The organism is Paraniabella hibiscisoli (assembly GCF_022512515.1).
Lineage (GTDB): Bacteria > Bacteroidota > Bacteroidia > Chitinophagales > Chitinophagaceae > Niabella > Niabella hibiscisoli.
In genome coordinates this window covers 403825-419538 of sequence record NZ_JAKWBK010000001.1, presented here as the reverse complement: position 1 = coordinate 419538, position 15714 = coordinate 403825, and the positions used below count along the sequence as shown (strand labels likewise).

The following is a 15714-nucleotide window of genomic DNA, read 5'->3' as shown; positions in this document are numbered from 1 at the left end:
AATCACCCTTCTATGGGGGCTATTGCGGCGTGGATGTATAAAGCCCTTGCCGGGATACAGATGGATGAGTCTGTTCCTGCTTTTAAAAAGATCACTATTAAACCGGCCTTTATAAAAGAGCTGCAGTTTGCAGAAGGTTATCATGAGTCCGTTTACGGTACAATCAGGTCTGCATGGAAAAGAACCGGCAATAAAGTACAATTAGATATTACTATTCCTAAGGGTTGTATTGCATCGGTTGTAATACCCGGTCAACCGGCACAGCAAGTGGCTGGGGGCAGGCACAGTTTTAGCTTTTCGGAATAAAAAAATGCCACGCCAAAAATGACGCGGCGTATATCCACTATTTAGAAAATGAATGTTTCTCTCAAATTTTTGCTGTCAGGATGAGCTTGACGAAGTCATAGGCGACGGACCATTAATGTCCTTCGTCAAGCTCAGGACGACATTTATTTTATACTTTGGTAGTATATTTTGTTGACAGCCTGATCAAAGGCATCAAGTTAGATACAACAACCCTAGCGCTTCAATTACTGTATATGCTTTGCTAACACTGCTGCCACAGTAGTATTTGCATCGGCGGCTGTCAGTTTTTTCTCCTTCCAGTCGTCGGCCAGTTTAAACAAAGTACCCATCAGCTCATTATCGTTCACCAGTTTGATGGATGATTTTTGTGTTAATACTTTATCCCATTCCTGCTGTACAGCAGTCCAGAAACCTTTATGCTCGTTCCAGTATTTAGTAGCTGCTTCGCAATCTGAGTCATCTGCTTTTTCGTACAGGTTCAAACCTTTTTCTTCTGCAATTACTTTATCGGCGCCATTGGCACGTGATACTTTTTTATTGTCCTGGATATGATCATATCCGTTACCGTTGATCACCAGGCGGTTGGTTCTTTGCAGGATATTATAATCTGAACGTTGGGTATATTCCCTGCGAGGAAGCGGAGCATCAGCCGTATTTTCCCAGATCGTATGACCGTTTACCACCTGCCATGGCGCTGAGCCCTGGTAGCGTGGTGCATCGGTTACTTCCCATACGGACTGTGACCATTTGCCTTTTACATCTGCTTTGTTCAGGTTCACTTTTTCCCAAACCTTATCGCCTTTGTAGTTCCACTGTACCGGGTTTTCGTAAGTCCAGTCTTCCCGCCAGTGTTTTACCACCATGCCATTGCCTACTACCAATAAGTGTTGTATTACTACTCTTTTATCGGTGTTGATAATAGGTAAAGACAATTCAGTAGCTCCCTGTATTTTTTCGCGGTCGTGAAATTTATAATCTTTATCCGGCGAGAATGTTTCGGCATATTTAAAAGTAACCTCGAAGCATCCGCAGAGCTTATTAATATTTTCCTTGCCATTTTGAGCGGTTGCAGGCACGGCCAAAGCTGCTGCCACCGCGATACACAATAGTTTTTTCATTGTTCTTTTTTGATAGTTTTTGATCGTATTAAAATTACTTGATTAATTCGTAAGCAATCTGCGGCTTCCCACGGGTACCGCCATCTTGAGCTGCGAAGCTTACAAATTTGAGTTTATAATAGTTCCCTGCCTGATCTTTTACAATATAGAAACGATCTTTTGCAACGCTGGTCACAGTCTGTGAGGCTGTTCTCCAATTGCTGCCGATTGACCATTTGTCTGACGATAGAGAATATTTTGCAACGCTATCTTTATTAAACTTAGTAAAGGCGTCAGCTGCAACTTCCGCACTGCTGTATATTCTTTGTAATCCCTGAACTCCGTTTCTATGGTTGATGGCAACAACGTCTGAATATCCGTAATAGTAAGTTCCAAACGCCATTACTGAATAGCCCCATTGAATGTCCCAGTTTACTTTTGTAGGAAAAGTGGTAACTGTGGCGCCATTACTCAGGCTTATATATGCAAAATCGCTGTCTCCACTTTTGGCTATTTGAGCGGTGCTAAAGGTACTTGAAGTGAGCGGTGCATACTGGAGCGTATAGCCGTTGCTACTTCTTAGTATTCGGATTTTTATAAAATCTTTTGCAGCAATTCCTCCGTTTGTTCCTCTGTTTATTATAATAACTTTATTATCTGCTTCAGTTGCAGAGATAGCGGGTATGGCTGTTTTTGATAGATCACCGCTTGGGTCATCGGCTATACCGGATGTTAATAAGGGAGGAGATACCTGGTTGAATGAAAGAACTACCCCAATAGTATCAGCTGAGCCTACGGTGTTGATGTCAGTTTTGCCAGTAACTTTTGCAAAAGCAAACGTCGTGTTATTAGTTATGACCCGAAAATCTGAACCGGTATAAAATCCCAGGTCCCAGCTCTCTCTGGCTACCGGAAATTGTTTTTCTGTACTAAAGTCTACAAAGACTGAGTTGCCCGCACTGGTACCCGCTTCGCTGGCTATAAGCCCATTGAGCGTAATTATGCTACCATTAGATGGTGGTACAATAATAATAGGATCTTCATCTTTGCTGCAGGAGGCCAGTACTGCTACGGCCATCGTCATCACGAGTAATTGTTTCATGTGTGTATTGATTATTTATTTTTTATAAATTGATAAGAAATACCGAGGAAATAGGAACGGCCGTAGCCAATAGGAGATGCACCTCCGCCTCCGCTATGTACACCATCGCCGGCCGATGTATTGTTTACGTTTTTGATATCAAAAATGTTTTTGATACCTGTTTGTAGGGTAATGTTTTTCAGTAACGTTTTGGTAGCAGTAAAATCAGCCCAACTAAAGCTACTTAACTGGGTGAGTTTTACTTCGTTACTGGTAGTTATACTTACATATTGCCATGTCGGACGAGGGCCTGTATACTTGTACATAAATGCCAGCGTAGTTTCAGCTTTTTTCCAGTTGTAATACAGGCTGGCATTGGCTTCCGGCGACCAGTTAAACTTTGGTACTTCGCGGCTAACGTTGTCTTCGCTGCTTAACCGGTTATACCGGCCGATGTATAAGGCGCCGATATTAAGCTGCCATTGTCTGTATACAAACATTTGCTCGAACGAAGCCCCGGTCGTTTTAAATTCATCTATATTCATCATGCGGGTGATGGTGCCATCGGTCTGGTCTGTGCCATAGTCGATCAGGTTTTTAAATACGTTGTAGAAACTGCTGAAAGTAAAAGTAGAGCGTAGTTGAGTGCCATAACGCCAGCTTAGCGCCGCATTAATGCTGTTAGAGGTTTCGGCTTCCAGGTCTTTGTTACCGTAGATTTTGTGATTGGCATCTACAAAATCAAAATATAATTCTCTGAGTGCAGGGGCCCGGTAACCTTGAGCATAAGCCAAACGCAGATCAATATTATCCCTCAAGCCAATTTTAGCATTGAGTGCAGGTACAATAGGCGGTGCATCATACAGGGAGTTTTTAATCAGTCTGAAACCAGGGCGTATATTAACACGCGTTAAAGGCCTCCACTCTGCTGATGCAAAAAAGGCAAAGTCGTTAATTACCGGCGAGCCTTCTATCCTGGCGCCTGAAGCTGCATTACGGTTGTATTCAACACCGGGTTGTACCGACAGCTTTTCATTAATCTTATAATGTCCCTGCGACCGGAAGAATAAAGTGGTGAACACGGCAGTATCCTGTTCTCCGAGGCCGGTGGTTAGTTCATCTGTATTGTTGGTAAAATCGTGGCGGGTGCTATGAGTGCGGCGGCTATAATCGGTATAAGAAATGGCACTGTTGAGGTGGAACTTTTGATTAATATGCCAGTCGTCCTGCACCTGGTGCATCCACCTGCTGGTGATAAATTGCTGATCAAATGCTTTATAAGTATTCATATTAATAGCACCCTTAGCTGCAATATTCTCATCCAGCCCGTCAATGCGGTAGTAAATTGTATTCTTTTCTCCACGGTAACCAATTGTGGCATTACCTAACCATTGTTCTTTGGGCTTCCAGCTTTTATCACGGCCATAATTACCCCCATAACCCCTGAAATCATTACGGGTAAAAGCTCCGTTTACGAAAAATTTGTTTTTGGAAAAAGAAGCGTTTATCGATTGAAGGTGCGATCCTTTATTCCCTAAAAGCTATACTCATCCCCTGCGGTTTCCTCCTGAGCACGTGCCCCAACTGTAAAGCGGGTATTCTTATTTTTTTAGTGATGATATTGATCACCCCGGCCAATGCATCAGAACCATAGATGACACTCATAGGTCCTTCTACAATTTCAATCCTCTCTATAGTTTGTATGTCAATCTGGTTCAGGCTTTCGCGGGTATCGTTACGGTCAGCCACAGGTACACCGTCCAGTAATATTTTTATGCTACGTCCCGTCATTCCCATTAGCTGTATATCAGTAACCCCCAGGGTATTATCATTGCTGAAGCGAATACCGGGTTCCATATTCAGCACCTGTATCAGGTTTAACGCTGCTCTTGCTTTGATTTGCTCGGCAGTGATCACCTTTATCTTGTACACTGATTTCTTTAAGGACTGGGGTGCATACTGTCCCGTACTAACCGTAACTTCTTCCAATACTTTGCTGGTATCGCTTTGTGCGTGTAAGTATTGGTTAGCCGATAGTGCAGTTAATATAAATAGCAGATGCTTGTAAAGTTCCTTCATTTTCCTTTCGTAATAAGAGGGCAAAACTCTTAATAAGTTCAAGCAATCGTTTATGAGATCGGGAAATTCTATTTACGAGATCGGGAAAACTTTTACTGTGTTATGACAATCTGGTATTTTACAGGACGAATAGTGCTGATTTTGGGATGTAAAGAATCTTTACCCAGTTGCGTTATTCCGGTAGCCTGCGTTATTAATAGAAATAACCTATTCTTTTGGCCGAGGCCGGAATTGGGATAATAAAAATATACATATGAAACTAATCTATCTGCCCATTTTGTTACTTATTGTTGGTTTTTCCTGCAAGCGTTCTTCACCAGTTGAGGAAAATACCGAGAAGGCCAGGACGAGTCAGCCATGTGGGAATGCTGTTACTGCCAACGCTCAAAACTTTGCTACCGTAGCTTCGGATGTTTTCACTATTATGGATGCTTCTATATCCGGGGATTGCCTGACATTAAAATTAGGCCTGGCCAGCGGCTGTACAGACCCAGCAAGTCTTGATGTACTGCATGAAGTTTCTATTGCTGCAGTTTACCCTCCTCTGCATGGTTTAAAAATTGCATTAACTTATGGAGTTGGCTGTGCTATGCCAGGTGTACGAACCTATAGTTTTGATCTTTATCCCATCAGGCAAAAAACACCAATAAAATATCCATCGATATCTCAGGGCAGCAGGGATACTATAAAACATTGGAGTATAAATATTAGCTAGTTTCTCCGGTCAATAAACTTCACCGGTTTTCTCACTCCGTCCGGGAACTGCATTTTTTGCATTACATCGGGTTCTATATATTTAATATGAGGTGTTACGCGTAGTCTCGCTTGTAAATAAGCTTTGATCTTGTTTTGCGTTTCTTCGAGGTCGTTGACTGCCGTAAGATACAACAGCACTTCGTCGGTTCCTATTTCATTGCTGTACACTTCCACTACGTATTCTTTTATGGCGTCTATCCGGTGAATGATCTCGAATAGAGCAGGAGCAAACAGGGTCGTACCTTTGTATTTGATCATTTGCTTTTTGCGGCCGATCACAGGCGAAAGTCGTAAGGTATGCCTGCCGCAACTGCAGGGTTCGGTATAAGCCCTGCAAATATCACCGGTTTTATATCTTAATAAGGGCATTCCCTCTACACCCAGGGTGGTAATGGTTACTTCGCCAGGCTCTCCATTTGTAACTGGCTGGCCATTGTCATCAATCAGCTCTACGATCAGTAGTTCCGGATTTAGATGACCTCCTTTGCCTGCCTCACATTCGGTAAAAGCCGTTTGCATTTCAGTAGACGCATAGGTAGAGAACAGCTGTATGTTCCACTTATCTGTTATTCTTTGTGCCAGTATATTAGGTTCAAGTTGCTCGGTTCTGATATTCTCCCCTATACAAACGGCTTTCTTTACAGAAGAGGCATTAATGTCAATGCCATTATCTTCCGCATATTGTATCAGTTTGATAATAAAAGAAGGTACTGCCACAATAGCCGTAGGTTTAAGTCTTTCTATCGTTTCCCATTGTAAGGAGGGTACACCCGGGCCTACGCGCACTACACCTGCGCCCAGTTTACGGATACCGCTATAATAAGCCATGCCGGCCATAAATTGACGGTCGAGGGTCAGCATCAACTGGTAAATATCCTCAGAAGTGCCATTGGCACAGGCAAAAGAGCTGTACTCATTATACGCCAGCCTTTGCAGGTCATTTTCGGTTAGTGCAACAGTTACCGGGCTACCTACTGTGCCCGAAGTGGCAGTATATTCAATAATCTTGTTTTGGGCTACACACAGGAACTCCTTGTTCCTCATTTGCAGGTGCTCTTTCTCTGTTGGAGGTATTAACGACAGATTATCTATACTTCCTATGTCCTGAATTTGTATACCATTTACCTGGAACAGTTCCTGGTAGTAAGCCGAATGGGTTTGCAGATATACTAAAAGATCCGCCAGCTTTTTTCCTGGTAGGTCTTTATGGAGGACGCTTTCTGAAAAGAAATAGATGGTAACTCGTTCATGCGCCAAATGTAGATAAAAGTTTTCGTCCTGATTTTTACATCATCCGGAGAAGATTTTAACTTCAATTAATGGCTCGTATTGGCACTCGAATGTACAGCGTTCGGTAGCCTGCTGATGTAGTGAACCCTCCTGGCATATTTGAGTTACAAAAAACGGTATTGATCCGGCTGCTAAGACAAAAAATTCATGGCATAGTAATTCCAGTAAAGAGTACTGAACAGTTCGGTGTTTTTTGTAATGGTTCTTTTCAATTTAATGATTCTCAAAACCTGCCTGGGTTTTTGTAGCGTTGCGTGTCCTTTCATTGATTATAGTTTTCGATACAATGATTTATTAGCCTGGCGAAGATAAAAGGATTTGGTTGGTGAAAATAGGATTTAATAAAAATTAATATATAAAATTGAACTAATCTCAAAAGGTAGGTTCGGTATAGGTATAATAAATTAAAGTAATGTATTTGTATTTTATTTGATGAAATACCAGGCTTTGGATGTCTTATATATTAGATAATATTGTTTTTATATGTTATAATTTATATTATAAATTCGTTTTTTGTATTTTTTGGTTTGAAATATTAACATTTACTATATTTTATATATTAAAATATTCTTTGTTTTCTATCCTTTTTATATATATATTCAATTTTAAAGCAAACGCAGCCTGTATTATGACATTACCGAAAATTTTAGAATCTTATCATACACAGTCTAATGTTTGGGATGAGTTGATGAGCCAGACCGGGGTGAGAGAAAGCTATCTCCACCTGGTTAAAACCCTTGAAGGCCTTTCGGCCGAAGAAATGGGCAATAAGGACGAGCTGGCAAAAAAGCTCTTCATGACTCAGGGAATTACCTTTACCGTATATAGCGATAATGAGGGGGTGGAAAAGATATTCCCCTTTGACATCATACCTCGCATCATTGAGGCTAAGGAATGGGCAATTATTGAGGCCGGGGTAAAGCAGCGTTTGAGGGCATTAAATGTATTTCTGAAAGATGTATACCACCAGCAGTTCATCATAAAAGATGGTATTGTTCCGGCTAAGCTTATTTATTCCTGTCCCTTGTTTCTGAGGGAAATGATGAATGTCAATGTGCCCTTCGATATCTATTCTCATATATCAGGCATTGATTTGATCAGGGATGCAGATGGCAGCTTTTATGTATTGGAGGATAACCTGAGAACGCCTTCGGGTGTGTCTTATATGCTGGAGAACCGGAGCATTACCTTTAGAATATTTCCTGATTTAATACCGCGCAATAATGTACGCAGGGTGATCGAATACCCTTCATTATTGCTGAAGAATCTGCTGGGCCTGGCTAACCGGCAAACCAGTAACCCCACCGTTGTTTTACTAACCCCAGGCGTGTACAATTCGGCGTATTTTGAGCATACGACATTGGCACGCCTGATGGGTATCGAATTGGTGGAAGGCAGAGACCTGGTAGTGGAAAACCATCATGTTTATATGAAAACAACGAGCGGTTTGCAGAAGGTGGATGTGATCTATCGCCGTGTAGACGATGAGTTTATTGATCCGCTTACCTTCCGCCCAGATAGTATACTGGGTGTACCGGGCATTTACTGGGCTTACAGAAAAGGTAATGTGGCTATCGTAAATGCCATGGGTAATGGTGTAGCAGATGATAAGGCGGTATATTCTTATGTGCCGGACATGATCCGCTATTATCTGAATGAAGAGCCCATTCTGAAAAATGTTCCTACCTATGGATTGGATGTACCAGAAAACCGATCCATGGTGTTTGCCAATATGGGCAATATGGTCATCAAAAAAACGAACGAGTCGGGTGGTTATGGTATGCTGATGGGGAATAAAGCGACGGAAGAGGAAATGGAAGAGTATAAAAAAGCGATATTGGAAGACCCTAGAAATTTTATTGCCCAACCCATTATTAATTTGTCCTCATCTCCCTGCTATATTGATGGCAAGCTGCAGCCGAGAAGGGTAGACCTGCGACCTTTCGCACTGTATGGACCTGACGGTATCAATATCGTTCCTGGCGGGTTAACGCGCGTTGCCTTGCGGGAAGGCTCTTTGGTGGTAAACTCGTCTCAGGGAGGAGGCAGTAAGGATACCTGGGTCTTGGGGGAATAGAAAAGTTAAGAGTTACTGCCTGCCCGGCGGCAGACGGAGTTGACAAGTTGACTGGGTGAATAGTCATTTAAAGTTTAAAATTTAGAATTTAAAATGTTAAGTCGTGTTGCAGAATCGGTGTTTTGGTTGGCTCGCTATATGGAAAGAACCAATGGGTTGCTGAGGGTATTGCGAACCAACTATATTGCGTCCCAGGATGAAATAAGAGAATACAATTGGAAGACGGTGTTGCAAACTTACGGCTACCTCGATGCTGCTAAGATTGAACCCATCCAGTTTGACTCGCGTGCTGTATTGAACTACGTGATGTTGGACAGGGATAACGATGCTTCTCTCATCAATAATATTACCCGTGCGCGGGAGAATGCCAAGGCTGTGCAGGATCATATTACCAAAGAAATGTGGCACACACTTAATGGCTATTATTTACTGATCAGGGAGGGAAGCATTCAACGCACCATTAAATATGGTGATCCTATTACCGCTTTGGATGCTTTGCTGAAACACGGACTTTTCTTATACGGTACAATTAATGTTACCATGTCGCGTGGAGAAGCTTACAATTTTTTAAATGTAGGACTTTATGTAGAGAGAGCGGTGATCACAACAGATGTTACTGATATCAAGCTCAAAGAGATTGATTATGATATGGCGCATGAAACGGCGACACCCTCGCTGAGGTACCTGTTATATTCTCTTTCGGGATATGAAGCTTATTTAAAGTCATCCCGTGGCATCGTAGAACCCGATACTATTATAAAGCAGATATTGTACGACGAAGATTTTGTACACTCCATTTTGTATTGTACCTCGCATATCAGCCGGTACTTTAAAAGGTTGTATGGGCAAAGTATTCCTGAAAGCTATGAGCATGTGGACTTTCTGATTGGGAAAGGTTTGAACAATCTTAAATATAGTTCCTGCAATTTAAAAGAAGGAGATAGTATCAGGAGTTTGCTGGCGCAAACCCGTACAGATCTGCACAATATAGCAAGAGCTTTTAACAAACATTATTTCGGTTATAATTAAGCCGGGTTGCTGCAATGGTAAATTCCGATTTTACGAAATAAAATTTTGATATTAGCATTGCAGAACCAAAACGTTTCAAAAAATTAAGAATGCCATCATTTAAGATCAAACATATTACCCGCTATTCTTACAGCAGTCCGGCAGTTGAATGTACCAACCAGATTATGTTATATCCCATACAGGATGCACTGCAGCAGTTGGTGAGTCATAAAATAACAATTACTCAAAATCCTTCGGTGGAGATTTTTATAGATTATTTCGGGAATAAGCTGGGCATGTTTTCTATAGTAGCGCCTCATAATGAATTGGTGGTTTCTTCGGAAGCAGAAGTAGTTACCCAGGAAGTGCAGGTTCCTCAAAACGAGATGCCGGCAGCGGATCAATGGGAGCGCCTGCTAACGGTACAGGAACAGTTTCCATATATCGATTTTATGCACCAGGAAGCTTTTGAAAGTGCCGATGAATTACAAATGTTTTTAGAGGGGATGTTTGACAGCGGTAAAACACCGTTTGTGAATGCACTGGGTTTCTCTGAGCATATTTATAGAAATTTTGAGTATAAACAGGGCATTACCAGTGTAGAAACCAAAGTGGATGAAATATGGAAATTGAAGGCGGCGTTTGCCAGGACTTTGCCCATCTTTTATTGCTGATGTTAAGAAGGGTAGGGGTTCCCGCACGCTATGTAAGCGGCTATATCTGCCCCAAAAATCATGAGTTTAGAGGAGAAGGTGCTACTCATGCCTGGGTAGAAGCTTATTTACCGGATTATGGATGGATCGGTTTGGATCCCACCAATAATTGTATCGCCAGCGACAGGCATATAAGGTTGGCTGTAGGTAGAAACTTCTCTGATGTAACACCGGTAAAGGGCACTTACAAAGGGTCTTCGCACCACGTATTGGAAGTATTGGTTTCCATCGATAATAGAACAGTGGTTCCTATTGAAGAAACGGTGAACCAACCCGCTTTCAGTTATAAATCGGACAAGCCGGTTCCATCTACTGAAACCAATTCATATCGGTTTTATATGGAGCAGATGCAACAACAGCAGCAACAGTAACAATAACTTTTACAGATAACTAAGAAAAGGTTGCTTCTAAAATTGGGAGGCGATCTTTTTCATTTATGAACGAACGATCGGTTAGCTTTAGATTGCCGGAAGAGGCAGGATAATTTTTTATTGATATATTTATGCGATCGATAATAAAATATTTTTCTAACTTTTTAACTAAGCAAACGTAAAAGAAATGAGTGTTCAAAGAATAGAACAAAATCCTCGTATGAGTGAGGCTTCGAAAGCCGGAAACCTGGTGATTTTAGCCGGACAAGTGGCAGATGGGGATACCGTTGCCTCTCAGGCGCAAAATATTTTTGACAGTATTGATGCCTTATTGGAAAAAGCCGGCACTAATAAAGCTAATATCCTTTTTGCCAATATTTATCTTACCGATATCAACGACTTTGATGAGTTGAATAAGGTATGGGAAGGCTGGGTTGCGGCTGATCAGGGACAAACACCTTCACGCGCCACTATGCAGGTAGTGCGTTTAGCACGCCCTGAATGGAAAGTAGAAGTGCAGGTTTTTGCTACGGTATAATTCTTGTTTTTAAAAGACTACATACTTACGAAGCTGTTTCATTTTTGAGGCAGCTTCTTTATTATACATCCGTTTCGCCGGTTTCTTTTTTATAGGCTTTTATAAAAATAGCGCCCAGGTTTTTGTAGGGTGGAATATAGTCTTCAAAGCCGGCTACATTAGCCCTTCCTTTAAATTCTTTCCAAAAAGGGATCCAGTCGATATCAGTACCGGTACGCAGCTTTTCTGTTAATAAATAAAAGAAAGGTTTATTGATTGAAGTACGCCCGATTTGCTTGGAAGCAATAATATGTGCGTCTTCAGATTTTTTAAGAATAGAGTCAATCAGGTTAAAGCCACCGCAGGACCCCATAAACACAATTTTAGACGTGGGTGCCATATAACCGATAGTGGCCTCTGCATAATAGCTATGGCCCCGGTGTATCGTAACGGTTGGGTGAAGGTTATGCTCATCGAGGTAATCATTTAATGCACGCTGGGCTTTATCATCCAGGCCTTTGTTTTCATCCAGCGGGCGATTAGCATAAATAGATACGGGTTTGCCTTTGGTTGATTTGATAACGACCCATTGTTTGTTGCTGCCGTCCACCTTCCAGTTACCACCACCAAACATGTTTAAAAAACCGTTGAAGATATTACGTCCATCCTGGTCTCCGTAAAAAATACCTGCGATATTACTTCCCCATTTTCGTTGGTAAGTGTAGAGAACGGAACATTATATACCGGTGGAATTTCCAGTTTACTGGTCAGATCTACATGATTGGATGAGTCTGCCGACAGGAACAGGTTATAAAGAATATCGTAGATGGCAATACCTTTTTTATTGTTGTCGCTATGATTTCTGTCCAGGTTTAATTTTACGTTTGCTAACATATCCTTCGACAGGTCCGGCAAGGTCTCAGCTATACTGGCATAAGAGTCTGCCACGTCCACACCGTCTTCCAGCCCATTTGTTTTTTCCAGCCCCGTAACAAATGCCTTCATCAGGTCCGTTGCGTCTGCGTTATTAGAGAAGCTTCCCAAAAAGTTCTTTAAGGTATTATAGGATGCGGCCTGGCTTAGGAATTTTCTGTAATGATCAAAATGGATATTCTTCAACAGCTCATCGCCTTTTTGATTGGCTTTGCGCATCATTAACGGGTAAACACCATTGGTATAACTGCTGGTATAAATAAGTCCGTTGGTAAGTACCGCAACATAATATAACTCTTCGGCTGTTAATGGTTGCAGGCAACGAAAACGAACCCCGTCAGACATTTCGTGTAGTCCGTTGATCTTAGCCACAAAGTCGTCCTTAGCTTTCTGCTCCAGTTTCTTTAAAAGGCTGGTATGGCCCATCGCTGTATCGCCGTTTAATGCGCGTTGCGTATAATCTATTTGTGTTTGCACCAGCAGGCGGAAATATTTTACAGGGTCTGTTTTGGCCTTGTCGATATCTTCCATGGTTATTTTTCCCTTCACAATATTGTCCAGGAAGGGAAAATAAAACTGCCCGCTTTTATTAGGATTGCGAGCCATAGAAACAATATGAACGATCAGCGAGTCGTCCTCTATGTTTTGAAGGCGATAGCTGAATTTATTGTTAGCCTGTGCGTAATCGTAAACCAGGTAGGGATACTTATGGCCGATCACCCTAATCAAACTGTCTGCTACCGGTGATTCAGGATATGCTTTCAGCGCTGCAAATGCCTTTTCCGGATAACGGTCAGCGGTTTTAAGTATCATCAGGTCTCTTACATCGCTGTAACCGGTATTATCTTTAAATACTTCCGGTTGAAGCGCCGCATTGGCTATTTCAAACGAAAGTGGCTGTATAATAGGGGCAATGGATTGGTTTTTGGTATTAGCTTCAATGAGTTGCTTATAGGTAGCAATAACCTGTGGCAGGTAATTAAGGGCCGATTGCCTGCTGCGGCTATAGGTTTTTACGTACTTCAGAATGGTGGTCAGACCATCCAGGTAATTGGCTTTCAGGCGAGCATCAATAGTGGAACTGGTCTCTATTTCATATTGCAGCCAATCCACTCTTTTAGTAGCTGCGTCTGTCACTGCCGCGTTTAGCTGTTCGTCGGCTGATATGGTTAAGAGCTTATCTGCTTTACCATCAATAGAAAGCAAAGAAGCCTGCTCCTTTTCTAACTTTTCGTGCATGATCTGCCTGTTGATGGCGATCTTGTAAGCAGGGATCGTATCAACAATTTTAACGGGTTCGGCTATTTGCTTTTTCTTTTTTCGTCTCTGGGCATCAGCGTTAACCGTAAAAAGTAGCAGCGCCAGCAAAGGAAGTATTCTTTTCAGAATAGTGATAGATAAAGAATTCATAGTATATAAGGTGACAGCAAATTTATTGGTATTTGTAAAAATCAACCACACAGCAGCAATAATTAAGCCGGTTTGTAACATTTTTTATATTAAACACATAGTTGAAGGAGCTTGCAATATTAAATTTACATTAAGATAGGCTTAACAAAAGCCGGTTATTTCCGTATAAAACAAATTACTGTTACGTTTGCTTTAAATTATTATTAAAATGGATAAAGGCTATAAAGTACTAATTGCAGATGACGAGCCAGACATTTTAGAAATCTTATCCTATAATCTTGAGAAAGAAGGATATACAGTAATTACAGCAAAAGATGGGGATGAAGCAATAGACAAAGCCTATCAGCATAAGCCCAATTTGATCATACTGGATATGATGATGCCGAAAAAAACGGGTGTACAGGTTTGCCAGGTGCTGCGCGGGCAAACGGCTTTCAAGGATACTTTGATCATGTTTTTGACCGCACTGAATGATGAAGTTACCCAGGTACGTGGTTTGGAAACGGGAGCAGATGACTATGTAAGCAAGCCCGTAAGCCCTAAAGTTCTGTTGAGCAGGGTAGCAGCTCTTTTAAGAAGAGTGCAGAAAGATAATTCCAAGGCGGTTAAAGTGGGTAATATTAGTATTGATCCGGAGAAATTCCTGGTTCAGATAGAAGACAAAGAGATTGTGTTAGCGAAGAAGGAGTTTGAATTATTGTACCTGCTGGCATTAAAACCCGGTCGTGTTTTTTAAGAAACGAGATTTTAAATGCTATCTGGGGTAATGACGTGATAGTAGGCGACAGAACGATCGATGTGCATATTCGCAAAATACGTCAGAAGCTGGATATGGATTGTATTACCACCGTTAAAGGAGTGGGTTATAAATTTGAGGTTTAAGAACCGTGAAGCCCTGAATCTTAGAAACGGATGAATCCAAAAAATCTTTCCCCAAGCAGTTATCATTTTATACAGCCCTGGCACTGGCCGTACCCGTAAGTGTTTTATTATACGCGGTGGAAAAGCGTTGGCTGTTTGCACTGGTTTCATTCGTGATCCTGCTCACCGCGCTTATATTTTGATCTCTTTTGTGTTAGACAATTTTATTTATCGTAAAATAAAGCTGATCTATAAATTTATTTATCAAACAAAAGCAACCAAACGCGAGGAGACTTATTACAAGTATATTTTACCCAAAAAAGCATTGGTGAAGTTACCGAGGATGTAGAAGCCTGGGCCCAGGAGAATCAGAAGCAGGTAGATCAGTTAAAGGCTAATGAACAGTTCAGGAGGGAGTTCTTGCAAAACCTTTCGCACGAATTCAAAACGCCCATCTTTACCATACAAAGTTATGTAGATACTTTGCTGCAGGATGAACCCGAAAACCCGGTGCTGCGCAGGAAATTTTTGGAGAAGACTGCTAAAAATGTAGAGCGGCTTACCAATTTACTGACGGACCTCGATGAGATCTCCAGCCTTGAACGTGGCGAACTGGTATTGGTGAAAACAAATTTTGTGGTACAGGATCTGCTGAAAGATACTTTCGAAAGCATTTCTATTAAGGCTGAACCCAAGGCCATTAAGTTTAGCATTAAAAAAGGTTGTGAAGCGCCCATTGTTGTGCATGCCGATAAAGAAAAAATACGGCAGATTGTTTTAAACCTTTTTGAAAATGCCATTAAATATGGTAAGCATAACGGTTCTATTAAGGCAGGTATTTACCGCACTGATGATAAAAGAATATTGATTGAAGTAAGTGATGACGGCGTTGGCATTGCCGAAAAAAGCCTGCCTCGCATTTTCGAACGCTTTTACCGAACGGATATTGGCCGTAGCATGGACGCAACGGGTAGCGGCCTCGGGCTGGCCATTTGCAAACATATTATTGAAGCGCATGGTCAGACCATACATATACGGAGTACGCAGGATGTAGGCACCACTATCGGGTTTACATTAAGAGCGAAGAAGGATTAGACTTTTTATGTACGATACATGGTGGTCTATGTATATGTACACGCTATGCAACCTCCTCCAGGCAATACGGTAACAGGCGCCTCCGAAGCTAAAGAAAATACAATACTTATCTTTACTGTA

At 41.7% G+C, this 15714-nt stretch carries 17 protein-coding genes; 10 read left to right on the top strand and 7 right to left on the bottom strand.

Going from position 1 to position 15714, the window contains the following annotated elements:
- The first annotated feature begins 12 nt into the window (after positions 1-12).
- Positions 13-306 carry an alpha-L-rhamnosidase C-terminal domain-containing protein gene (locus MKP07_RS41995; RefSeq protein WP_394803615.1) on the top strand — a complete coding sequence of 98 codons (294 nt, stop codon included), beginning with the start codon at positions 13-15 and terminating at the stop codon, positions 304-306.
- 224 nt (positions 307-530) lie between these two features.
- On the opposite strand, the gene MKP07_RS02610 is transcribed toward MKP07_RS41995, so the two are convergent.
- Genes MKP07_RS02610 through MKP07_RS02595 form a run of 4 tightly spaced genes read right to left on the bottom strand, consistent with a single transcriptional unit; the run spans position 531 to position 4563 of the window.
- A complete protein-coding gene (locus tag MKP07_RS02610; protein WP_240844876.1) occupies positions 531-1424 on the bottom strand; it encodes a DUF6607 family protein in 894 nt (297 codons plus the stop codon).
- A 34-nt stretch (positions 1425-1458) separates the two neighbouring features.
- Positions 1459-2505, bottom strand: coding sequence for an HmuY family protein (locus MKP07_RS02605; protein WP_240844875.1), 1047 nt, complete (start codon positions 2503-2505; stop codon positions 1459-1461).
- Between the two features lie 11 nt (positions 2506-2516).
- Positions 2517-3992: a TonB-dependent receptor plug domain-containing protein gene (locus tag MKP07_RS02600; RefSeq protein WP_240850620.1), complete on the bottom strand. Its 1476-nt coding sequence runs from the start codon at positions 3990-3992 to the stop codon at positions 2517-2519.
- A gap of 19 nt (positions 3993-4011) precedes the next feature.
- The gene (locus MKP07_RS02595; protein ID WP_240844874.1) at positions 4012-4563 is read right to left on the bottom strand and encodes a TonB-dependent receptor plug domain-containing protein; all 552 of its coding nucleotides are present in this window, start codon (positions 4561-4563) and stop codon (positions 4012-4014) included.
- A 253-nt stretch (positions 4564-4816) separates the two neighbouring features.
- Between MKP07_RS02595 and MKP07_RS02590 the strand changes: the two genes are divergently transcribed.
- Complete coding sequence (locus MKP07_RS02590) at positions 4817-5278, top strand: hypothetical protein (RefSeq protein ID WP_240844873.1); 462 nt, start codon at positions 4817-4819, stop codon at positions 5276-5278.
- On the opposite strand, the gene MKP07_RS02585 is transcribed toward MKP07_RS02590, so the two are convergent.
- Positions 5275-6576: a phenylacetate--CoA ligase family protein gene (locus MKP07_RS02585; protein WP_240844872.1), complete on the bottom strand. Its 1302-nt coding sequence runs from the start codon at positions 6574-6576 to the stop codon at positions 5275-5277. The two genes, MKP07_RS02590 and MKP07_RS02585, sit on opposite strands and share 4 nt — an antisense overlap.
- 661 nt (positions 6577-7237) lie before the next feature.
- Between MKP07_RS02585 and MKP07_RS02580 the strand changes: the two genes are divergently transcribed.
- The 5 genes from MKP07_RS02580 (at position 7238) to MKP07_RS02560 (ending at position 11316) form a co-directional block, all read left to right on the top strand.
- Positions 7238-8686, top strand: a complete 1449-nt coding sequence (locus tag MKP07_RS02580) for a circularly permuted type 2 ATP-grasp protein (RefSeq protein ID WP_240844871.1) — start codon at positions 7238-7240, stop codon at positions 8684-8686.
- 93 nt (positions 8687-8779) lie between these two features.
- A complete protein-coding gene (locus tag MKP07_RS02575; RefSeq protein ID WP_240844870.1) occupies positions 8780-9715 on the top strand; it encodes an alpha-E domain-containing protein in 936 nt (311 codons plus the stop codon).
- A gap of 89 nt (positions 9716-9804) precedes the next feature.
- Complete coding sequence (locus MKP07_RS02570) at positions 9805-10368, top strand: transglutaminase N-terminal domain-containing protein (RefSeq protein ID WP_240844869.1); 564 nt, start codon at positions 9805-9807, stop codon at positions 10366-10368.
- A complete protein-coding gene (locus MKP07_RS02565) occupies positions 10317-10778 on the top strand; it encodes a transglutaminase-like domain-containing protein (protein WP_240844868.1) in 462 nt (153 codons plus the stop codon). Before MKP07_RS02570 ends, MKP07_RS02565 begins: the two co-directional genes overlap by 52 nt.
- 187 nt (positions 10779-10965) lie before the next feature.
- Positions 10966-11316: a RidA family protein gene (locus tag MKP07_RS02560; protein WP_240844867.1), complete on the top strand. Its 351-nt coding sequence runs from the start codon at positions 10966-10968 to the stop codon at positions 11314-11316.
- A 61-nt stretch (positions 11317-11377) separates the two neighbouring features.
- Here the strand turns inward: MKP07_RS02560 and MKP07_RS02555 are convergent, their stop codons facing one another.
- Both MKP07_RS02555 and MKP07_RS02550 read right to left on the bottom strand, forming a co-directional pair.
- Positions 11378-11929: a hypothetical protein gene (locus tag MKP07_RS02555; RefSeq protein WP_240844866.1), complete on the bottom strand. Its 552-nt coding sequence runs from the start codon at positions 11927-11929 to the stop codon at positions 11378-11380.
- 2 nt (positions 11930-11931) lie between these two features.
- Positions 11932-13719, bottom strand: coding sequence for a hypothetical protein (locus MKP07_RS02550; protein WP_240844865.1), 1788 nt, complete (start codon positions 13717-13719; stop codon positions 11932-11934).
- A 127-nt stretch (positions 13720-13846) separates the two neighbouring features.
- Between MKP07_RS02550 and MKP07_RS02545 the strand changes: the two genes are divergently transcribed.
- The 3 genes from MKP07_RS02545 to MKP07_RS02535 all read left to right on the top strand — a co-directional run bounded on the left by MKP07_RS02545 (position 13847) and on the right by MKP07_RS02535 (position 15594).
- On the top strand, positions 13847-14374 hold the full coding sequence (locus MKP07_RS02545) for a response regulator transcription factor (protein ID WP_240844864.1): 528 nt from the start codon (positions 13847-13849) through the stop codon (positions 14372-14374).
- Positions 14375-14409: 35 nt separating this feature from the next.
- Positions 14410-14520 carry a winged helix-turn-helix domain-containing protein gene (locus MKP07_RS02540; RefSeq protein WP_240844863.1) on the top strand — a complete coding sequence of 37 codons (111 nt, stop codon included), beginning with the start codon at positions 14410-14412 and terminating at the stop codon, positions 14518-14520.
- A gap of 399 nt (positions 14521-14919) precedes the next feature.
- Entirely contained in the window at positions 14920-15594 is a 675-nt protein-coding gene (locus MKP07_RS02535) for a sensor histidine kinase (protein WP_240844862.1), read from the top strand.
- Positions 15595-15714: the final 120 nt, after the last annotated feature.